16 protein-coding genes and 1 tRNA gene are annotated in these 22,989 nt (G+C 45.7%); 5 read left to right on the forward strand and 12 right to left on the reverse strand.

The window, feature by feature from the left end; genetic code table 11:
• Window positions 1-3,465, forward strand: coding sequence for a beta-galactosidase GalA (galA, locus tag JUB15_RS17280; RefSeq protein WP_207513748.1), 3,465 nt, complete (start codon window positions 1-3; stop codon window positions 3,463-3,465).
• Window positions 3,466-3,489: 24 nt separating this feature from the next.
• Window positions 3,490-4,455, forward strand: coding sequence for an alpha/beta fold hydrolase (locus JUB15_RS17285; protein WP_207513749.1), 966 nt, complete (start codon window positions 3,490-3,492; stop codon window positions 4,453-4,455).
• Between the two features lie 11 nt (window positions 4,456-4,466).
• On the opposite strand, the gene JUB15_RS17290 is transcribed toward JUB15_RS17285, so the two are convergent.
• The 11 genes from JUB15_RS17290 to JUB15_RS17340 form a co-directional block, all read right to left on the reverse strand.
• Complete coding sequence (locus JUB15_RS17290; protein WP_207513750.1) at window positions 4,467-4,754, reverse strand: Arm DNA-binding domain-containing protein; 288 nt, start codon at window positions 4,752-4,754, stop codon at window positions 4,467-4,469.
• Between the two features lie 254 nt (window positions 4,755-5,008).
• Window positions 5,009-5,082, reverse strand: a tRNA-Pro gene (locus JUB15_RS17295).
• Between the two features lie 3 nt (window positions 5,083-5,085).
• Entirely contained in the window at window positions 5,086-5,304 is a 219-nt protein-coding gene (locus JUB15_RS28800; protein ID WP_369411549.1) for a GIY-YIG nuclease family protein, read from the reverse strand.
• Between the two features lie 164 nt (window positions 5,305-5,468).
• On the reverse strand, window positions 5,469-6,125 hold the full coding sequence (locus JUB15_RS17305) for a VOC family protein (RefSeq protein WP_207513752.1): 657 nt from the start codon (window positions 6,123-6,125) through the stop codon (window positions 5,469-5,471).
• Between the two features lie 70 nt (window positions 6,126-6,195).
• Entirely contained in the window at window positions 6,196-7,581 is a 1,386-nt protein-coding gene (locus JUB15_RS17310) for an alginate export family protein (protein ID WP_242696391.1), read from the reverse strand.
• Between the two features lie 51 nt (window positions 7,582-7,632).
• Complete coding sequence (locus JUB15_RS17315; protein ID WP_207513753.1) at window positions 7,633-9,408, reverse strand: amidohydrolase; 1,776 nt, start codon at window positions 9,406-9,408, stop codon at window positions 7,633-7,635.
• Window positions 9,409-9,474: 66 nt separating this feature from the next.
• Window positions 9,475-10,176, reverse strand: coding sequence for a hydrolase (locus tag JUB15_RS17320; protein ID WP_242696392.1), 702 nt, complete (start codon window positions 10,174-10,176; stop codon window positions 9,475-9,477).
• 36 nt (window positions 10,177-10,212) lie between these two features.
• A complete protein-coding gene (locus JUB15_RS17325) occupies window positions 10,213-11,196 on the reverse strand; it encodes an alpha/beta hydrolase (RefSeq protein ID WP_207513754.1) in 984 nt (327 codons plus the stop codon).
• A 4-nt stretch (window positions 11,197-11,200) separates the two neighbouring features.
• Window positions 11,201-11,989, reverse strand: coding sequence for an alpha/beta hydrolase (locus JUB15_RS17330; RefSeq protein WP_242696393.1), 789 nt, complete (start codon window positions 11,987-11,989; stop codon window positions 11,201-11,203).
• A 118-nt stretch (window positions 11,990-12,107) separates the two neighbouring features.
• Window positions 12,108-13,499 (reverse strand): sigma-54-dependent transcriptional regulator, encoded by a 1,392-nt coding sequence (locus tag JUB15_RS17335; protein ID WP_207513756.1) that lies wholly within the window; start codon window positions 13,497-13,499, stop codon window positions 12,108-12,110.
• Between the two features lie 44 nt (window positions 13,500-13,543).
• The gene (locus JUB15_RS17340; RefSeq protein ID WP_207513757.1) at window positions 13,544-15,487 is read right to left on the reverse strand and encodes a tetratricopeptide repeat-containing sensor histidine kinase; all 1,944 of its coding nucleotides are present in this window, start codon (window positions 15,485-15,487) and stop codon (window positions 13,544-13,546) included.
• Window positions 15,488-15,722: 235 nt separating this feature from the next.
• On the opposite strand from JUB15_RS17340, the gene JUB15_RS17345 reads away from it, so the two are divergent.
• Window positions 15,723-16,634 (forward strand): helix-turn-helix domain-containing protein, encoded by a 912-nt coding sequence (locus JUB15_RS17345; RefSeq protein WP_207513758.1) that lies wholly within the window; start codon window positions 15,723-15,725, stop codon window positions 16,632-16,634.
• An 11-nt stretch (window positions 16,635-16,645) separates the two neighbouring features.
• On the opposite strand, the gene JUB15_RS17350 is transcribed toward JUB15_RS17345, so the two are convergent.
• On the reverse strand, window positions 16,646-19,039 hold the full coding sequence (locus JUB15_RS17350) for an ABC transporter permease (protein ID WP_207513759.1): 2,394 nt from the start codon (window positions 19,037-19,039) through the stop codon (window positions 16,646-16,648).
• 726 nt (window positions 19,040-19,765) lie between these two features.
• Between JUB15_RS17350 and JUB15_RS17355 the strand changes: the two genes are divergently transcribed.
• Window positions 19,766-20,467 (forward strand): ABC transporter ATP-binding protein, encoded by a 702-nt coding sequence (locus JUB15_RS17355; protein ID WP_207513760.1) that lies wholly within the window; start codon window positions 19,766-19,768, stop codon window positions 20,465-20,467.
• A gap of 15 nt (window positions 20,468-20,482) precedes the next feature.
• On the forward strand, window positions 20,483-22,978 hold the full coding sequence (locus tag JUB15_RS17360) for a TonB-dependent receptor (RefSeq protein ID WP_207513761.1): 2,496 nt from the start codon (window positions 20,483-20,485) through the stop codon (window positions 22,976-22,978).
• Window positions 22,979-22,989: the final 11 nt, after the last annotated feature.

Here is a 22,989-nt window from a genome sequence, read left to right on the forward strand (position 1 = left end):
ATGCGTAACCGAATTTATTTATCAATTCCTTTTTTTCCCGTTCTCCTTTTATTTACAGTTGGCGCAATAGCGCAAAGCACCATGCTTCGTAAGCACATTAATCTCGATGAAGACTGGCGTTTTCACTTTGGGCATGCCGCCGATCCAGAAAAAGATTTCAATTACAGCATTGCTACCATTTTCTCAAAAAGTGGTGGAGCTGCCGGCACGGCCATCGACCCGCGTTTTAAAGATTCCGGCTGGCGAAAACTGAACCTTCCGCACGATTGGGCGGTAGAGCTTCCATTCGTAAACTCATCGAACTTTGATGTTATGGCGCATGGCTATAAACCGGTTGGCGGCCTTTTTCCCGAAACCAGCATTGGCTGGTACCGCAAACAGTTTACCGTAGCCAAAACAGATTCCGGTCAGCGGTTTCAGTTACAGTTCGACGGGGTGTTCAGAGATGCCAGCTTCTGGCTGAACGGCTTTTATCTTGGCAACAATAAAAGCGGCTATGTAGGGGTGGCATACGATATTACCGATTACATGCGCTACGGCAAGCCCAATACACTGGTGGTAAGAGTGGATGCCACACAATATGAGGGCTGGTTCTATGAGGGCGCCGGCATCTACCGCCATGTATGGCTGAATCAATACCATCCCGTGCATATCGGGAATGACGGCATTTTTGCATATGCTACGATTAAAGGCAAAGCAGCTACGGTAACAGTGGAAACCGAAGTGCAGAACCGGTTTTTATCACCAGCGAACGTTACCGTTGTTTCGTTCCTGACAGACAGAACCGGCCGAAAATTAGCAGCTTCTCCTGAGCAGCGGGTTGCTATAAATGTAAATGGCAGAACAACCGTTCAGCATAATTTAAAGGTAGCGGATCCTATTCTCTGGTCGATCGATAACCCCTATTTGTACCGGGTTGTGTCGGTGTTGAAGCAGGGCGGCAAAGTGGTGGACAGTGTGTCTCAGCGTTTTGGTATTCGTAACATAGAGATAAAAGCAAACGGTGTCTTTCTCAACGGTCAGCATGTAAAGATCAAAGGCGCCAATAATCACCAGGACCATGCAGGAGTGGGGGCCGCCTTACCTGATTATCTCCAATACTACCGCATTCGCCTGTTAAAGCAATGGGGCAGCAATGCTTATCGTACCAGCCACAATGCGCCAACCCCCGAACTGCTCGATGCATGCGATAGCCTTGGTATGCTCGTGATGGATGAGCAACGCCTGCTCAACAGTTCTACGGAGTACCTCGATCAGTTTGAACGGCTGCTGAAAAGGGACCGCAGCCGCGCCTGCGTCTTCATGTGGTCAATAGGTAATGAAGAGGGCTGGATACAAGGCAATGAAACCGGCCGTAATATAGCCCAGACTTTACTTGCCAAACAACGGGAGCTCGATCCCACCCGGGTAAGCACATACGCCGCCGATATGGCGAATGTGTTCCATGGAGTGAATGAAGTAATTCCGGTACGCGGGTTTAATTACCGCCAGTTCGGCGTGGCCGGTTATCATAATGATCATCCCAAACAGCCCATCATTGGCACCGAGATGGGCAGCACAGTAACAACAAGAGGCATTTATGAAAAGGATTCTATACGCGCCTATGTGCCCGACCAGGACATCACCGCCCCCTGGTGGGCCAGTACGGCTGAAACCTGGTGGAAGCTGGCCGCCGACAATGATTACTGGCTGGGTGGTTTTATCTGGACCGGCTTTGACTACCGCGGTGAACCTACGCCCTACAAATGGCCGAACATCTCATCGCATTTTGGCGTAATGGACGTATGCGGTTTTCCAAAGAACATTTATTATTACTATCAAAGCTGGTGGACGGATAAAGACGTACTGCATATTTCTCCGCACTGGAACTGGAAGGGCAAAGAAGGACAGCCCATCGAGGTATGGGTGAACACCAACGCCGACAATGTGGAATTGTTCCTGAACGGCAGATCGCTGGGTAAGAAAGACATGCCACGGAATTCGCACCTTACCTGGTCGGTGCCGTATGAACCCGGAACGCTGGAAGCGGTAGCTTATAAAAAAGGCCGTAAACTTACCAGTAAAGTGGAAACTACCGGGGAACCGCATGAGATCATTTTATCACCCTACAAGACCACCATGTTAGGCGATGGAAAGGATATTGCAGTCATAAATATATCCGTAGCAGACCGCCAGGGCAGGGAAGTGCCTGATGCAGCACACCTGATCCGCTTCTCTTTAAAGGGGGACGCCCGCCCGGATGACTCGGTCGTACGGGCAAAAATTATTGGCGTCGGAAATGGTGATCCCAGCAGTCACGAACCAGACAAATACTTCGTTGATTCCGCCTGGCAGCGACGTTTATTTAACGGTAAAGCACAGGTCATTGTGCAGTCGGGTAAAACAGCAGGCAGTTTTCATTTTGAAGCTCGGGCCGACGGCCTGCAAAAAGGCAGCGTGGATATTATCACCATTCATCCGGGAACACCAACGCCGGTCAATACCGCGCCACACCCTTTTCCTGTATCAAAAGGTATAAGCCGGCCGGTAGAAAAAATGCTCGGCGCCGATATTTCATTTCTGCCGCAACTGGAAGCACGCGGGATAAAATTTTCAGATGGCGGAATGGAAAAGGATGCCATTCAGATCTTAAAAGACCATGGCATTAACTATATCCGCCTGCGGATCTTTAATAACCCGGCCAGGGACAGCGGCTATTCGCCAGGTCGTGGCTTTTGTGATCTCGAACACACGAAGGCAATGGCCAAACGGGTAAAAGCAGCAGGCATGAAATGGCTGCTCGATCTTCATTACAGCGATACCTGGGCCGACCCGGGAAAACAATACAAACCGGCTGCGTGGCGAGGTAAGCCGTTTCCGGAGCTGAAGCAGGCTGTTTACGATTATACAAAAGACGTAATGCAGGCACTAAAAGACCAGGGCACCACACCCGATATGGTACAGGTAGGTAACGAGATCAATCATGGCATGATCTGGCCCGAAGGGAACATTGGCAACCTCGACAGCCTGGCGCAATTGATCTATGCGGGCATTAACGGAGTAAAGGTTGTTTCGCCTTCTACCCCCATCATGCTGCATGTAGCATTGGGCGGGCAGAATGATGAATGTGTGTTATTTTATGACAACATGCTGCAACGGCAGGTGCCCTTCGATGTGATCGGGCTTTCTTATTATCCAAAATGGCATTGTACACTGGAAGATCTTCATTACAATTTGAATGATCTTGCCCGGCGTTACGATAAAGATGTGATCGTTGTGGAGTACTCGCATTTGAAAAAAGAAGTAAATGAGCGGGCGTTTGACGTTTATAACGGTCATGGTAAGGGCTCGGCCATCTGGGAACCGTTAAACACATGGGAAGCGATCTTTGACAGGCAGGGAAAAGCAAACGGATTATTAATGGTATATGATGATCTGAATAAAAGGTTTATCAGCGTTAGTGCTGACAATAGTTCCAAACCATAGGTTGCTCACTTAAAATAAGTATAAATGAACCGAATCAATAAGTTCGCAAAACTGTTTGCCTTCCTGGTGCTGCTGCCCTCAATGGTCCTGTATGCACAATATAAAATTCCGGCTGGTTTCACAGATGGCTATGTATATGCAAACGGTATCCGTATTCATTATTATCATGCCCTTCCTGCGCTGGGTAAACCGGTGATGGTGATGGTGCATGGCGTTACCGATAATGGGCTTTGCTGGACCACACTTGCAGAGAAACTGCAGGGCTCGTATGATATTTATATGCTCGACGCCCGGGGGCATGGCCTGTCAGACCCATTCACTGCAGTAGATAATGGAGAAACCCTGGTAAAAGATGTAGTGGCATTTGTGCAGGCAATGAAATGGGAGAAGCCCATCCTGATGGGCCATTCAATGGGCGCCGCTACCGTCATGAGGGTAGGGGCTGAATATCCCGATCTGCCGAAAGCAGTCATCATGTTAGATCCTATGCTTGGACGTTTTCCAGGTGGCCGCCCGCCTGGCGATAGCGCTCGCAACCGGCCACCGGCTTCAACGCAGGTTCGGCCATCAACCGCACCCGACCGGCTTTCTGTGAATATGGTTGGCAGTCCGGAAACCCTGGTAGCTCAGAATAATTACCGGTTCGAAGACCTGGTTGCCACCGGCCGCCGTCAGTTTCCCAAATGGGACAGTGTTGATGTGTACTATTGGGCGCTTTCAAAAAAACAATACCATGGGCCTTATACAAACGAGGCGTGGCAGGCGATGAGCGGCACCATGAGAACAGAAAATGCATTGGCGAAGATCCAGGCGCCGGCCATTATACTGAAGGCCGATGCATCACCTGAAGTGCGTAAAACCAATGAAGAAGCTGCCCGTGTATTACAGAAAGGAAAACTTGTTCATATTGACGGGGCAGGCCATAATCTGCACCATGATCAACTGGCGCGTACGATAGAAGTGTTAAAAGGATTTCTGTCAACACTTTAAAGGCAGCACTATCAATTTTCGCCAATGTAATATTCATTATACGAAATGCGCTTACGGGTGCTGGCGGTGGTTATTTGCCTGCAGGAAATGGATGGTATCGTAAAAGGTTCTGCCAAGATCTGCGCTGGCATTGCCATTCCTTTGCCGGCATCCCAGTCAGCGGGGGAGAGGTATTCTTTTAAGGCTAATTCGCAACGGGTGCCGTTAACGGTGATTCGTGCATAAACTGCAGATTTACCATCTTGTTGTCTGTTCGAGCGTAATACGAAGTGAACTCCAAATGTTCCTGAACTGGTCATACAACATGTTTTTTGTTTTATGAATAGTTCCTCACACCAAATTGCGAACACAACGATGAATACAATCCGCTACCCATCTACATTCTATAGCCATCCGGTGAACAGGTGAACATAAATTTAATTTCGAATCGCAGTTCACCGGATAGTTCACATTACGCTTGATTCGTTTTGCATCAAATTGATATCAAAAAATGAAAAAAGGCCTATAAAACCTCAGTTTTATAAGCCTTTGGGATGTTTTACCATCCTTTTCGTCGGGTGGACTGGATTCGAACCAGCGACCCCTTGCACCCCATACAAGTGCGCTACCGGGCTGCGCCACCACCCGAAACTATACAAGATGATTATCCTGTAAGTATCTTTTAATTCCTCTTTTCTTTATTTTCATCTCTAATACTACGGCTTCACTTCTTGATTTACAGTTAAATGTAGTAATTAGAATCCAGGGTATTCCTGTCGATGTAAACTTTCCTTTTCCTAAATTATGCTGATCAAATCGTTTCGCTACATTATCAGTACTTCCAACATAATACTTATCTAAAGCCACCACCCGAATTACAGTATTTCAGGCATTTTTGACCTTTTTGGGGCTGATTTGGCCACCTGAAAACTGCCTTTGGGGGTGCAAATTTACTTAAAAAATTGATTTCCCGAAAAATATGCTATAAAATGATAAAACTTTTTATGGCCTCCTATTCATACAATCATCCGCTTTTAATTAACAAACAACTCCAGTCTTCCTTTCCTGGCTGCATCGTCCATCACCACCCGGGTAAAAAATCTACCCGCAGGTTTTTCAGTAGGAAACCAGTTCCTTCCCTCCATTGAAACGATCAGCAAACCTTCTTCATCACCAACAGCTGCAAAGTTCTCGAGCACAGGCTGCTTTTCATAAGGCTGTAACCCATAACGCTCACCGAGTTCCTTTACCTGTTCCATAACATTATTCGTTACAATGCCAATTTCACTCACATACTGAAATGATCGTGACGAAAATTGCTGCGTAGATGAATTGGGCACATCGTACCGGCAAATAAATTCCAGCAGGTTGCCATTGCGATCAAAGAAATAAAATGACTGGGCATTCCAATTCATAAACTGCGTAAATACCGTTTCATGCTGCACTGGCAGCAGCGCTGCCTTATTCTGCATCCAGTGATACGCATCGTATAGCTTGTTATGCGGTATATCGATGGCAAGATGATAATAGGGATCCATATCGCTCGTTTCCCTGAAAATTAGTTTTGTTTCTCCTACCTGAAAAGCAGCGTAACCCGTTGGAGCCGCCAATGCCTGCAACTCCAGTATTCCTCCATAAAATGTCTTTATCGCCTGCAGGTCTGCCGCCAGTATTTCAATTTCCCTGATCATAGATCTTGTAATGTTTATATCTACAACATCCAATTGGAAAACCGGTTCATTCGGAGACAACATTACTATACTAAAACTTCACCTGCGCCGTCACACCCGTAAATAGAATATCTTTCCCCATGCCCGCCTGCTGCAAATAGCCCCCTGCATCGAACCAAGTAAACTCACCTTGTACGAAGAAATAACCATTGGGGTTATACACCAATGCGGCCGCAAGCTGCTTGCCGATATATTTTTTCGCTATATGTTTACCGGGATAAATGAGTGTCCCGTTAACTGCATACAATCCATCACCGGTGCTGTAACGCCAGAATACATCACAATCTGTTTCGAAGCTCAACCGCCTCAATAATTTCAGCGACAACGAAGGATGCACATCAAATAAATTATACGGTCCTATCAATGCTGCCAACCCGAAATAAGCACCTCGCGGAAACAGCGGATTAAAGGTCTGCAACCTGCCATCTGCTGCATCTTTATCTCCACTGATCAATTCCATTTTCAAGCCGGCTTCCGGTTGTAAAGGGCTGCGATGAAACCGGTGTGACACATTCATTGAAGCCGTCCAGGCCGAAATAGGCTGTTGGGCAAAAGTGCCAAACTGGCAAACGGCTTCAAGGTCATACTGCGTGGCCTGATTGGCGTTCCATATCCTCGTACCTATGCTATGCCTCAACTCTTCTCCTTTTCCTGCGTCAAAAACGGCATTTTTTCTGTGCAGGCCCAGGTAATACAACTCGATGTTCTTTACAACCCGCACCTTGTTTTGCACGATATAAGCACCCCATAACCTGACATCCTTACCAAAACCATCATCGAATATTTTTTTGCGGGCCACTACATAATGGCTGTAAAATAGATCTGCTTTAAAACTTCCTGAAACAAAGATCGATCGAAGACCATCAAACGAATGCCGGTTATTAGGGCCTTCCCGAACCGATACGAGCCTTTGCGATCCGTATAATAATTCCTGTCTGCCTGCACGAAAGATCAGTTTGTTTTGTGCACCAGAGTTTACCTGGTAATCAATAAACGCCTGGTGCATTTCCAAAGGGTTATCATCAACCGCGTTTGTGGCCGGCCGGCTGTTGGCCAGACTGCTTTGCAACTGCACAAATGTTCGCACATGCCGGCCCGCGTGCACATCAGCATGTAGCAGCCACCTGGTTAAAATATAACCATCTCTATCTTCTGGTTCCTCGCCCCAACCTTCATGCCGAATATAAAAATACTGGTACCGCAGATCCCCACCATAACTGATATATCGGTTTTCGTTTTTCGATAGCGGCGTATATTTTATGCTTTTGTACCAGTCTTTGACCGTATCCCTTTTTAAAAAGGAATAATCTTCATCATACCGCAAGGGTTTAAAAGCAGGTAATTCCTGTGAAAAGCCTTGCAGACTGATAAAAACCAAACCCAAAAGATAGTTGATGCGCATAACCTTTAAACTCATTAGGTTGCCACATTTGCTTTCGTTGTTGTGGGGAAAACATGACACCCCTGGTTAATACTGATAACCGCCATAATACTTAACCGGGCTCCATGTAGGCATAATCGCCGGCGGTGCGGGCGCCCACTGTGTATATTCGTTGTCGCCATACACGGATTGCCCGTTTACGATCGTCAATTTGGCCTTTATTGACCTGATCTCTTCTTCAGGCACAGCGAAATAATCTTTGTTAAGTATTACGAGGTCGGCATAATACCCTTTTTGGATCTTACCCTTTGCCTGCTCTTTGATCAACCCGTAACTACCGGTGGTGATCAGCTGCAAAGCAGCCAGCCTGCTTACGGTGTTCTCTTTTGCAATAACCTCCGTGCCACCGATCGTTTTTCCGGTGGTGATCCAGTACAATGCGATCCACGGATTATAACTGGCTACCCGGGTTCCATCGGTACCCAAACCTACCGGTATGCCCAGTTCGAGCATTCTTTTAACCGGCGGTGCATTCATCGCCGGTTTCCTGCCATAGCGGTGAATAAAACTTTCTCCCTGGTAAGCCATGCGGTGTTGAATGGCGATGCCGCCACCTAGCGCTTTGATCCGTCGCAAGTTTTCTTCACTTACTGTTTCAGCGTGGTCAAAGAACCATACCAATCCATTCAATGGCGTTTCTTTATTCACGGCTTCAATTACATCGAGGTCGCGGGTGATGCTTTCGTTATAAGTTGCATGTAACCGGAACGGCCAGCGCTTTTTTACCAATAAACTAATGACCGCTTTCAGGTTGTTTTCCATGGTTGCTGGTAATTCAGGCCGTGGAAATAAAAAATTCTCAAAATCCGCCGCATCCATTACCAGGTTTTCACCGCCGCCGTTTACATGATAATCCACTTTATCATCTTCTTTTTTGCCATCAGTATCAATTTCAACCATGCCCGTCCACCTGGTAAAATCATTTAACTCTGTCCCTTTTTTCTGTGCAAACAAAAAGTAGGGGAGACGCACAGTGATCTTTCCGGCCTTATTCAATGAATCGGTTATGCCGTAGTCGTCTGGAAAATTCTGAAAACCACCTCCTGCATCCATGACTGCTGTTACACCCAGGCGATTTAACTCCGTCATATATTGTAAGGTGGAATTGATCTTTTCTTCAGTTGATAATTCCGGGAGTTTTGCCAGGGTTGAATACAGAATAAATGCATTGGGCTCAGCTACCAGTAACCCGGTTGGATTTCCTTCGTTGTCTTTTTCGATCAATCCATCTGGCGGATTTGGCGTATCTCCGGTGATCTGCAGCTTTTGCAAACCGGCCTTGTTCAACCAGGCTTTTGCGTACAGGTATAAAATAAAAGCGGGCACATTTCCTGTTGCTTCATTTATTTCATCTATTGTCGGCAGCCGTTTCTCATCGAACTGGTATTCATTCCAGCCGCCAACTACACGTACCCATTGACCGGCTGGTGTTCTTTGCGCCTGTTCTTTCAGCATTTCCAATGCCCGCTTTAATGAGGTTACGCCATCCCATCTCAATTCGCTGTTATAAAAACGCCCGCCCCTGATCACATGCAGGTGGCTATCGAACAACCCCGGTATCACGCGGTTGTTACGGGCGTCAATGATCTTTGTGGTCTTACCTTTCCATTTCAGTATTTCGGTATTTGTTCCGGTGGCTGCTATCCTGTTCGTTGTTATGGCTACTGCCTCTGCTTCGGGCCTGGCCGGATCGAGGGTGGTTATTTTTCCATTGATGATAATGATATCTGCCTTTGTTTGAGCATGTGTGGGCAGACAAAAAAGCAGGCACAACAAGGCGCCTGAAAAAAGACCTGTTCGCATATTGGTAGATTTTAAAAAAAGGGCCGGCATAAAACCGGCCCTTGTCTATAATGAACCTTACTCCTGTTAGTGCTTTAACATGTCGTGGGCATACAAGATCCCAACGCCATAAGCGCCACCATACTTCTTTACCAGATCGGTCACCGGTTTGTAGGTATTGCTTCTGGCCCAGTCGCGCTGCAATTCAAGCAGGTACTGAATAGAGGTGATTGGTTTTGCACCTGCCATGATCATTCGTTGAATGGCCATATCATGCGCTTCCTTGCTTACATCTCCACAGGCATCCGTAATAACGAACACTTCATATCCTTCAGAAATGGCAGATAAAGTGGGGCCAACAATGCAAACACTTGTCCACAGACCTGCAAAAACCAGCCGCTTCTTTCCTTTGCCTACAATAGCTTTATGGGCATTTACATCTTCCCAGGTATTCATACTGGTTCTATCGATATAATTGCTGGTTTCTTTGGGATAGAACTCGCTCACTTCGGGAAAAACCGGGCCGCTGAAAGACCTTTCTGCCACCGTTGTTACCACCGTGGGCACACTGAATATTTTGGACGCCCCTGCAACAATAGCCGTGTTGTTACGAAGCTGATCTATGGCAATGCTATGGGTGGCAAAGGCCATTTGTCCTTCGTTATCTATCAATACAAGGGTGTGGTTCGATGGGTTCAATAATTGAGGGGAGGGTTTCTGCGCATAAAGGGCTGTTGACAGAAGGGTTGCTGCAACAATGCCAATACTTTTCATAATGGTCCCTTTCATTTTTCTATATCCTTTTTTAGCGTGAAGAATGTATTATTACTTAAGATATCTTTTCAATTCTGCTGCAGCCTGTACAAAGGCAGATTTGACGGCAGGTAGTTCAGCCAGTGCATTCAGCAAACCATAATCATGGATCATACCGTCATAGCGCACGAGCGTTACGGGTACACCGGCTTCATCGAGTTTTCTTCCATAGGCTTCACCTTCATCGCGTAGGATGTCATTTTCAGCAACCTGGATCAATGCAGGCGGCAATCCCCTTAATTGTTGAACGGTTGCCTGCAGGGGTGAGGCGTAGATCTCCTTCCTTTGTTTTGGATCGGTTGTATAGTGATCATACATCCATTTCATCAGCGGGGTGGTCAAAAACCTGTCCTTACCGAATTGCTTGTATGACGCAGTCTCGAAATCGGCATCAACTATTGGCCAGAAGAGAATTTGCACCTTGATCTGCGGGCCACTATTTTCTTTGGCTTTGAGAGCTGTTACGGCGCTCATATTGCCGCCCACGCTGTTACCAACAATAGCCAGATTCTTTCCATCTACATTAATCTCTGCTCCATTTTCTGCCACCCATTTGGTAGCTGCAAATATTTCATTCACCTGGGTAGGATATTTTGCCTCGGGCGCCGGCGTGTAATTAACAAAGACACCACAGTAACCGGTGAGCACTACCAGGTCGCGTACCATTCTTTTATGGGTAGGATAATCGCCCAATACCCATCCGCCACCATGAATAAAGATGAAGACCGGCAGTGCGCCGCTAACTCCTTCAGGACGAACAATATTCAGCTTCACGGTATGTCCGTCGGCAGTAATGGTTTTTTCAGACTCCTCAATTCCTGAAAGGTCAACCTGTACAGAAGCCTGGGCATCTACCAGCACCTGGCGGGCTTCTTTTGGTGAAAGGGTTTCCAATGGTTTACCACCGCTGGTATTCAATGCTTTTAAAAACGCTTTTGTTCTTGTGTCGATGCGTGGATCGCTAGCGTAATCCACTATCCTGATCTCATTCTCCATATTTTTAAATTTTATTGGTTATCCATTCCAGAATATAACCGGCATCTGCTTCCCAACCCGGCTGCCCTAACACGAAATGGTTCCTGCCTTCGAACTCTTTATAGTCCAGCACAGAGCCATTCTTTTTGTATTTCTTAAAATTCCGGTAATTAAGATGGGCTGGAATAATATTATCGGTTGTGCCTGCTGTGAGTAATAACGGGGGGTGAGGTTTTGCATAGTCAACGCTGGCGGCCGATGTCAATCCGCCCCGCGCTACGCGTTTTGATTCGGGTATGGTGAACTTCTCATAGGCTGCTTTCTGTTCTATCAATGGCATGTCATTTACAAATGCATACTGCCAGTCTTTGAAAGACATCAGGTAGGTCTTATTGATTGAGGTGAACAGCCCCAGCGATTTCCAGCCGGCTTTCAGAAAGGAAAATTCATAAGGGAAAACGCCCAGCGTCGGTACTGAATGTATGGCCACACCTGCAGCTACCAGGCCTCTGTTAACCAGCACCTGCGTTATTAAACCTCCCAGCGAATGTCCTATTACGATAGGCTTCTCATTATAGCCCTTCACAATAGCCGCGTAATGGTCTATCAGTTGCGGCAGGGTCAACCTGGCCAGATCAAGATCGTTTGGCTGTTTTGCTCTTAGCTCAGCCGCTGTACCATCTTTGAACGGCCATGGCGGCGCAATGGTTGAAAAGCCCCTGCGTTCAAAGTATTCGCGCCATTCGTCCCAGCAGGCGCTGGTAACGAAAGCTCCGGTAATAAAAACGATCGACCTGGTTTTGATTGCTGCCATTGACATGTAGTTTTGAAGTTTTAAATGCGCATCAACGATACAAAACTACTGTCGTCCTTCACCGGGAACAATTGCTATAACATGCTTTCACTTGTATATTTGGGAGACCTTCAACCTGTTAACTTATCAGCCTGTCTACTTTAATGCCCAGCTTCTTGATACGGGAATTGAGAGTGGATACTTTTATATTCAGGAGCTCAGCGGCGCCACCTGTACCTGATATTTTTCCATTACATTTCTTTAGGGTAGCGATGATATAATCCCGCTCATTTTCTTCAATGGTTTTTACCGGTCCTTCTGCATTCGAAAGAGCCACCGATCTGTTTCTAAGTGATGGAAGCGATTTATCCCTGATCACCTGGCCAGTGGTGAGCAGCATGGCTCTTTCCATTACATTTTCCAGTTCACGGATGTTTCCCGGCCATTCGTAAGCCAACAGTTTTTCCAGGGCTTCGAATGAAATATCTTCCACCTGTTTACCCAACTTCCGGTTGAACTGGTGCATAAAATGAATGACCAGTTCCGGAACATCTTCTTTGCGTTCACGTAACGGTGGCAGGGTAATGGGAAATACGTTCAGCCGGTAATACAGGTCCATGCGAAAGCGGCCCTCTGCAATTTCTTTCTCCAGGTTCCTGTTGGTAGATGCAATTACCCGCACATCGATCTTTATGGTGTTTTGTCCACCGATGCGTTCTATTTCCTTTTCCTGCAAAACGCGCAGCAGTTTCACCTGCATTTCAAGCGGCATCTCACCAATCTCATCGAGCAGAACAGTACCGCCGTTCGCCTGTTCAAATTTCCCAATCCGCTTGTCGACGGCGCCCGTAAATGCGCCGCGCTCGTGGCCGAATAATTCCGACTCAATAAGCGTTGCTGGCAGGGCCGCACAATTTACTTTGATAAACGGTTTAGATTGCCTGGGGGAAAGCGCATGAATGCATTCGGCGATCTTTTCCTTTCCGGTACCACTTTCACCTAACAGTAAAACGGAAGTATCGGAACCGGCTACCATTAAAACCATGTCCAACACCGTTTTAACCGATCTGCTGTTCCCAATGAAGCTTTTAAATGCAGGCACTCTTGCAAAATCCGCGGGCTGTTGCATCATTTCAGAGCGAACCGGTTTTGAGGTGAGGCGTTGTTCATGCAGGTACCAGGCAATGTCAAGCGTAACCAAAATATCTTTTTCCCGGAAAGGTTTTACCAGGAAGCCATAAGGCTGCGTGACCTTGGCCTCGTCGAGTGTTTTTTTGTTTGAATTGGCAGACAGGAATACAAAGGCGATGTTTTTCTCACGAAGCTTTACAGCAAGGTCGATGCCGGTTAAATGTCCCTGCAAATAAATATCCAACAGCACCATGTCAGGTTTTTCCTGCTCAATGATCTCCAACGCTACAGGAACCGACCGGGCAATGGAACATACGTGGTACCCGGCTCTTTCCAATATAATTTGCAAATTGTTGGCTTCAATAAACTGATCTTCTACTATCAGGATTTTCTTCTTCATGGTTTTGACATGCATGAACTGTTGATCAAAAATAAATATTGTTTTTATGCATACACTTCCATAGGTCTGGCGGCTGCATTTTTTATTACTTCGTGCGGAAAAAAGCCCGCAGGGAACTCTACACTAATGGTAGTTCCATTACGGTTTTCCACGGTAAAGCTGCCATGCAGATCATCGGTAAGTCCGCGCATCAATTTAAAGCCAAGCGAATCTTTTTTCCGGTTATCGGTTTCCGGCATCCCAACTCCATTATCAGCAACGGAAAGCAGGATGGTATTGCGGTCAGTTTTTGTCAAACAGATATTGATCATATTCTGCTCACGCGCCGAAAATGCATGTTTGATGGAATTGGTGATCGCCTCGTTTACGATCAGTCCGATTGGTATTGCAATGGCAATATCCACCTCCATTTTTTCAATAGCTGACCTGAACTGTATGTATTTGCCAACGTCAAAAGAATCCTGCAGGTAATTGATGAGCTCAGGCAGGTACACCGACAATTCCACATTGGTCATGTGATCGACCTGATAAAGCTTTTGATGGATCAATGACATGGCATAGATGCGATGTTTGCTGTTCTGAATGGCGAGCAATGCTTCATCCCGCAGATATACCGACTGACTTTCCAGCAAGCTCATTACTGTATGCAGATTGTTCTTGACGCGGTGATGAATTTCTTTTACCAACCATTCTTTTTCTTCGAGCAAATGCTGCAACGCCTGGTTTTTGATACTGATCTCCTGGTTGTTTCGCTGCTTGACCCAGTATTGATTGTATAATAATCCAAGTATGATCAACAACAATACAATGCCGCCAAATGTGACATAGTGCAGCAGTGAAGCATTCTTTAATTCCAGCCTTCGTTTGTTATTCAGGAGGTCAAGCTCTTTAATCCTGGCATTGGACTTACTCAACTCGTATTCTGCCTTTAGCGAAGCGATGTTCTGTGACATCGATTTCTGCAGAAAGCTGTCTGACAAGAACTTTTCCCGTTCTTTCATCAGAAATGCGTCTTTATAGTCGCCCTGTTTTACATACCATGGCGTGATAGCCCTGAGATAACGCATTTCCTGATTATAAGCGCCTTTTTGTTTAGCCAGGGCAATGGCCTGTTGCAGGTAGTCAATGGCCCGGGGCAGATCATCTTGGGCATACGTTCGGGCCAAACCGTACAATACCTGTAGTTCACGCAGATAATTACCTAAAGCCCTTGATCGCTGCAGAGCTTCTTTTTGCAATTTTACCGCCTTTTCTTTAGACCCTTGCTTTGAGTATACAGAGGCGAGGTTATTGATCAGCGTAATATTCAGGCCCTGGTATTCTACTTTATCACTCAACCGTACGCCTTTCTCCAGGTAATGCTGTGCCTTTGTGAGCTCACCCGTTTCTTTATACAATACACCGAGGTGATTAAAAATATTCAGCGAGATATTTGAAAAAGGAAGACTGTCATTCAGCCGTTCGGCTGTTTTTAGATATTGCAGGGCTACCTTGTAATTATGCCTGTCGAGATGGGCCCAGGAAATGCTGTAGTTGGCTTCCAAAACGCCGGGTTTGTCACCGGCCTGTTCAGAGATCTCCAGTGCCTGCAGAAAATATTTGACGGCATTGTCGTATTTACCATTCCTCAATTCAACAACGCCCATTCGGATCATAACAGAAGCGATGCCCTTTTTTGAATGGGAGCGTTTGAATAGCGCCAGCGCCTGGTTATATTTTTGCCAGGAACTGTCAAACTCGCCGCGATTATCATCTATCATGCCCATTTGCACCAGGATCGATGCAATGCCATTGCTGTCTTTCTGCTGCCGCGCAAAAGCAAGGGCCTTGTGCGAAAAATATACTGCCGAATCCTGTTTATAATACCGGTAATATTTTATCAGGTCTTCGTACTCGCCAATGGTCGTAATTTTCATTGAAGACACCTGGCTAAATGAACAGGCACAAACGGTGATCAGAAAAGCTACAAGCACCAAAAGCCTTACCATTACTTTTATTTTGAACAAAATTACCTGTTTAACGCAATGCCTGTAATCGTCAGATGATATTATTCCTTATATATTTTTTTTGAACCGCATTTTCGTCAATTAGCGAAATATCGCTAAAAACCATTTTACTTTAAATATTTATTATTCTAATAATCAGCAGCTTAATACCTGGCACATTGATTGGCTGGCCATACATCTAACATTTGTCATTTTAACACCATACAACTTTATTTCTATGCCCGGCCTTCAAAACAACAACCAGTTAACTGCTTTTTCCCAAATGCCTTTTAGCAATAAAGAAAACAAAACCGACGATTTCAAACAGTTCGAGATCTGCCCCCTCGATCTGACGAGCACTACAAAACAATCCCGCAGCAATATGCCAGAGAAGATCAAACATTTTGAATTAGTATGGATTAAGCAGGGGCATGGTCGGATTGAAATTGACGGAAAAATGAATTCGCTTAAAGAGAACACTGTGTATTGTCTTACACCCGGCCGGATGCGGCAATATAATATTGAACCAGGTATAAATGGCTATTACCTCAGCTTTACCAATGAGTTCATCAGGTTATCTGATGTATACTCAAAAACAGCTGCCTGGTTTGATCGATATGATCTCCATGCCGGATTTGCCCCTATCTCTATTACCCGTGAAACACAATTTGCGTTGGAGACAATAGTTCAAAAAATGAAGCAGGAATACATTAATCGTTTCGAGGGTAGAATGGAATTATTAAAAGGCCTGCTTAATGTTTTTATGATCTATTTGTCAAGGAATGTACAGGTGTCACCTGTTGAAAATGTATCAGCTGGAGAAATGGAGCTTGTAAGGAAGTTTATGGCCCTCATCAAAAGAGATTATGTCAATAAGAAAATGGTTAGTGATTATGCTAATGATTTGCTGGTGACGCCTAACCACCTCAACCGCCTGGTAAAGAAAATAACCGGTTTTTCTGCAAGCCACCATATTCAGCAGTTGATCATGCTGGAAGCGAAAAGACAGGCCATGTACCCCTCATTAAGCATGAAAGAGATCGCCTATAACCTTGGCTTCGATAACCTGGCCCATTTCAGCAAATTCTTTAAGAACAATTGCGGTAAAAATTTCACCGAATTCAAAAAGGAAATGCTTAAACCAGAATAGACCTGCTTCGCTTACTCAGTTCTCAGATTCGTAACAGGATTGGTATTGGCTGCACTCAGCGCTTTTAAGCCCACCGTTGTCAGGGCGATGAGCAGGGCGCCAGCGCCGGCTGCTACAAACACCCACCAGCTAAGGGCAGTTCTGTAAGCATATTGCTGTAACCAGTCATGCATAAAATACCAGGTGATGGGACAGGCGATCAAAAATGCTATTGATATCAGCAGAATGAATTCTTTCGAAAACAGGTATACGATGCTTTGTACGCTGGCACCAAGCACTTTTCTGATACCCACTTCTTTCAGGCGTTGAACGGCCATGAAAGAAGCCAGGCCATACAATCCCAAACAACTTAGAAAAATGGCAATAGCGGAGAAACAGGTGTACAAATTATACAGCATGGATTCCTGTTTGTAAAAATTGGCGATCTTTTCATCCATAAATTCATAATCAAACACAAACTCGGGATAGGCCTCATTCCATAGTTTTTCGATATCGTCCACCACAGCACGCAGGTTAGCGCCTGCTATTTTGATGCTTACAGAATTATACCTTCCTTTAACATTACTGATAAATACCGGTGAAATGGAATTCTTGAATGATGCCACATTAAAATCTTTTATTACCCCTACAACAAGGCCTTTCACTTTTCCATCCCAAACATCAATCTCTTTATTGAGAGCCTCCTCCGGACTGCTGAATCCAATTCTTTTTACGAATTCCTCATTTACCAGAAATTCTCTGATGGAATCTGTTCTGGTTATATTTCTGCCAGCCACCAACGGCAATTGATAGGCAGGCAAATAATCGGCATCGGCAAACTTACTAATGGCATAGAACTTTTCTTTTTCTTTCCGATGATCAAAACTGAAATCAGTCCACCAGTTGTCTACATCCGACGGTGTTTGTGAGTTAAAACTGACCCGGCTGATGTTACTATTGCTCAGTAACCGGTTGCGAACATAATCCATCTTACTTCTTCCCGCACTATCATTAGGGAACGGCACGTTCACCAGTGCTTCTTTATTAAATCCCATATCGCCCCGGTGAAATAAACGCATTTGTTTCATCATAAGCAGTGTGCCGATGATGAGCGCCTGGGCAATGATAAATTGCACCACCACCAACGACCGGCGCAGATTGATATTTGTTCCACTTACCGATACCAGCTTTGTCTTCAGCGCTGTAACCGGATTATACGATGACAATACCACGGAAGGGTAGAAGCCGGCGATTAAAGTAACCAGGGCGATAATGCCTACTAAAAACAGGACCATCACCGGTTGCCATAAAACAGAAGGAGACATGCGGATATCGAGCAGTGAATTGATGAAAGGAACAAGAGCGCCAGCCACCAAACAGGATATGATTACCGAACCCGTAACCAGAAGAAAGGTTTCTGCGAGAAATTGTTTCTTTAATTGAAGCCTGCTGCTTCCCAATACTTTTCGCACGCCAACTTCCCGCGCCCTGTTTACAGCCTGGGCCGTTGAAAGATTGATAAAATTTACACAGGCGATCAATAGGATAAACGCTGCAATGAGCCACAATGTTCGAATGCGTGAGGGGCTTATTGTTTTGCCCAGATAATTGCCCGCTTTTTGATCAAAATGCACCTGTTGCAAAGATTGTAACAGCTCAACATTCGTATTATTAGGTGTTCGGTATCTTTTAGAGAAATGGAGCAGCGGCTGCGCCAGGGCTGCCACCGACACATTTTTGCGTAACAGTACAAAACAGTCATGATCGCCGTCGATCGTTCCCCAATCGGTTGACTCGGAAAATTTGCCAAACTCGTAGGGGACAACTAAACCCAGCTGAAAGTCGGTATTGACCGGAACATCGGCCAGAACACCTGTGACTTTCAAAACGGTATTCCTGCCCACTATTATGGTTTGTCCAATAGCCTGCCGCCAGTTACCAAAATATTTAACAGCAATTTGCCGGGTAATTATAGCTGAATTCGGATCCGTCATGGAAGTAGCAGGATCTCCGGCCAGCCAGGGAAAATCGAAGATGCGGAAAAAAGAAGGTTCTATAAAGAAGAAGCCACTGTTCTCCTTAAACTTTCTGAGGAGGCGGCCGTTCTCATCCGGCACCCTGACCTGTACATTTCTGATGGCAAAAGTACCACTCACTTCTTCGAACTGAGGGAGATCCTTCTTTAGTGCAGCTGGTAATGGAAAAGGCACTGCACTCATAGCATCCCCGTCCTTGCCCTTTGTTAGCACACGATAGATCCTGTCTTTTTTTGTATGGAAGTTATCAAAGCTTTTTTCGTAATGAATTACCATGAAAATGATGAAGCAAACAGCAATGCCGATACTTAACCCGCTGACATTAATGAACAGGTAACGTTTGTTGCGCAGCAGACTCCGGATGGCAGTTTTTACATAATTACGAAACATGATAAGCTCTTTTCAAATGAATGAAAGTGATGATGGTATTCGTGATTAATAACTTATTCAATGCCAGTTTTCCAGCCGGCTGAAAATCAGGCTAACCGTTCTTTCAACTAACAGGCAGGTGCACGGTTTTGATACAATGGCCGCCCGGTTACAGCACAAATTAAAAATGCTTATTGAACGGTTTGCTCACTTGATAAAAAACTTTATTTGTGGTGTATAATAAACAAGTATACATTTGCAACAGTATTGCAAATTCAATTTGACGGCAAACAACACATATCGTCATCTTTTAGCGGCTTTCCTGTTGGCCCTGTATGCATTCGTTGCTATACCGGTCCAGCTCTGGCATCATCACCAATCTGCGCCGAAACCTGGCAAAACCACTCAATCACACCACGCCAACAGCGACACGGTGTACAGTGGTACAGGTATTTTGCCGGAAACTGATTGCCTGGTCTGTTCGCATAAATATTCTTCTTACAATGACGAGGTTGTAGCCCCTTATGAAGTATCATTTACTACAACTGCTGTAAAAAATGGTTGCTATTTGTTGCAACCCGTTTCAGCCTCTCTCATTGCTGCGGTCAATAAGGGCCCTCCGGTATTATCCTGAGTTTTTATTGTTATGATCTTCCGTACGGTCAACCGCCGTTACTGGTAGCGTTTGTAGTTACTGGCACGAACGGTGATCCCTGTTTGTATTTAATTATTCAAATAATAACAGTCATGCCTGTATTAGAAGCGGTACAGCTTGGCAAGCAGTATCATGGCCATACTGCGCTAAGCAACCTGAATTTATCTATTGATAAAGGTGATATCTTTTGCCTGCTCGGCCAGAACGGCGCAGGGAAAACCACCACGATCAATCTATTTCTAGGCTTTACGCACGCCACCAGTGGCAAAGCGCTGGTAAACGGCCTTCCGGTTCAACCCAATGAAATAGCCACCAAAAAGTTTATTGCCTATATCCCGGAGGTTGTGCAGCTCTACGGCCATTTAACGGGTATGGAAAACCTGGATTTTTTCAGCCGGCTGGCAGGTTTTACGTATTCCAAAGAAATGTTGAGCAATTTCCTGAGCAAAGCCGATCTGCAGGCAGAAGCGCAGGAGAAAAGACTCTCAACGTACTCTAAAGGCATGCGACAGAAAGTGGGCATTGCCATTGCCCTTGCGAAGAACGCCGATGCCATTTTGATGGATGAACCTACGTCGGGGCTGGATCCCAAAGCTACTGCTGAGTTCACGAGGATCTGTAAAGAGCTGGCGGCCGCCGGCAAAACCATATTCATGGCTACACACGATATTTTCAATGCCGTGAATGTAGGCACCCGGATCGGAATTATGAAACAGGGCGTTCTGGTTCACACTGTGTTAACCAGCGACATAACCGCCAACGAATTACAGCAACTGTACCTGGAAACGATCTAAATCACCAATCAATCGATGAAATTTATATTAATAGCGACCAACTTCCTGCTTATTAATTTAACCGGTTGGGCACAGGTAACACTAACCGGAAAAATAATGGCAGAAACCGGAGAACCGGTGAAAGGTGCTACCATCACTGTAAAAAGCAAGGAAATCAGCCAGTCTGTTATGGCCGATGACCAGGGACAGTTCAGTATCCAGGTTACGCCGAAAAGACTTTACCGCATCACGGTTTCCAGTATTGGCTATGAGGTTTTGGAAGAAACACTGGTGATCAATGATAATCCGGCCGCTCTGAAACTGACGTTGATCCCTCAGCTAAAAGACCTACAATTAATTGAGATCGTTGGCCGCAGCGCTAAAAAGTACAACAGCGATTATTCTTTCAGCGCCACCCGCACAGCCAGTCTCATAAAGGATATTCCGCAGTCGATTGCGACAATTACGAAAGAACTGATCACCGACCGCCAGTCTTTTCAATTAGCCGATGCGGTAAAAATGGCCAGCGGTGTAATCCCTTCCAGCTATTATAATCAATACGCTATCCGCGGTATCAGCCAGAACGAGGAAGGACAGATCATCAATGGCATGCGAACGCGCCAGTATTATTTTTTACAACCGCTTACTGCCAATATAGAAAGGGTAGAAGTGATAAAAGGACCGGCCAGTGCTACCTTCGCCAGTGTTGATCCCGGCGGCAGCATCAACCTCGTCACTAAAAAACCACTCAGCAGCAACAGGAAAGAAATAAGCATCAGTGCCGGCAGCTTCAGTACCATCAGGGCGTCGCTGGACTTTACCGGTCCGCTTAATGAAAGCAAAACCCTCCTGTACCGGCTCAACGGTGCTTACCAGGAAGCAAAAAGTTTTCGCGACCTCGTGGGCAACAGGTCATTGCTGATATCACCCTCATTATCTTATATTCCCAACGAGCGCACGGCCATCAATGCGGAAATGATCCTGAGCAACCTTACGGGCGTGCTGGATAGAGGTCAACCTATTTTTGGCGCCGTAGCAGGTGTGACCGATCTGCACAGCACACCAACCAGTTTGAACCTGGGCGCTCCCAATGATTTTTTCAAATCGAAGGAACTGATCGTAACGGGCAATATCTCGCACCGGTTTACCAACCATATCAGCTTCAACACTTCCTATATGAAGCAAACCTGGTCAGAAGACCTGCAGGAGCACCGCACCAATAACGCCTTTGCCGTTGATACCGCCAATAACGCCGTTACCTCCCTTGCTTCGATGCAATTCGTGCAGCGAAAACAGTTCTGGAATATTGATAACATAAACAGTTATTTCAATTTTGATTGGAGCACCGGAAGCGTTCGCCACAAATTATTGATCGGCTACGATCTGCACAGCTGGCAGAAAGTTAAAGGGGGCGGACAAAATGCAGCCCGCGGCTTCCTGCTGAAAGATGGAACGGTGGCCAATACGTTTGTAAAAGAGAATATGGCGAGCTACCAAACCATTACCATTGACGGGGTAGTGATGCCCAAACCAAACGTGCAGCATTTTAACCTGAACAATCCCGCTTATACGATCCGAAATACCGATGATTACCTGCTGAATGTAAGAACGGCACTGCCTGCTGCGCTGACCACCACCAACGCGTTGTATATTCAGGAACAATTGCAATGGAAAAGGTTCACCGTACTGCTGAGCCTGCGCCAGGAATGGTTTAAAGACATTACCAATTACAAATCTCCCGGTGAGCTGTCGTTCACTAATACCGCCTTGTTGCCAAGAGTGGGTATTACCTATGCCATTACCCCAATGATCAATATATATGGCACCTGGCTGGAAGGGTATCAACCCCAGTCGAACACGGTAACCCTGATGCCTAATACCGGCATTTTTTTTAATACCCCAAAATCCGCCGCACAGTTCGATCCGCTGATCAGCGATCTGAAAGAATTCGGGGTAAAAGCAACTGTTTGGAAAAGCCGGCTGCAGGTAACGATGGCAGCCTACGAAATAAATCAGCAAAACATTTTAATGAACGCCAATATCCGTGCCTTTCCTGATTCATTAACTACCAGAGGCGCCGACAGGAGCCGGGGTGTAGAAGTTGAGGTAGCCGGATTCGTTTTTCCGAATTGGCAGGTTAATGCTTCTTACAGTTATATAGATGCAACCATCAGGACCGATAATAAATCGGAACTGACCGGACAAAGAAAGGAAAACACACCAGTGAACAGCGCCAACCTGTGGACCCGTTATAATTTCATCAAAGGTGCTGCCCTGAAAGATCTTGGCATTGGGGTGGGATTACAATACAATAGCGATAAGATCCCATGGTTTACGAGAGACTTTAAATTACCTGCCTATACTTTACTGGATCTGGCATTGTATTACAACCCGGGCAAAAGCAATATGCAACTGGCCCTTCATATAAACAACGTTGCCAATAAAACGTATTGGGTGGGCGCACAAAATTACCTGCGCTTATTTCCCGGCGCACCGCGGAATGGTATGGTCACAGCAACTTATAAATTTTAATTGATCGGCAT

The organism is Longitalea luteola (genome assembly GCF_017356035.1).
GTDB classification, from domain to species: domain Bacteria; phylum Bacteroidota; class Bacteroidia; order Chitinophagales; family Chitinophagaceae; genus Niastella; species Niastella luteola.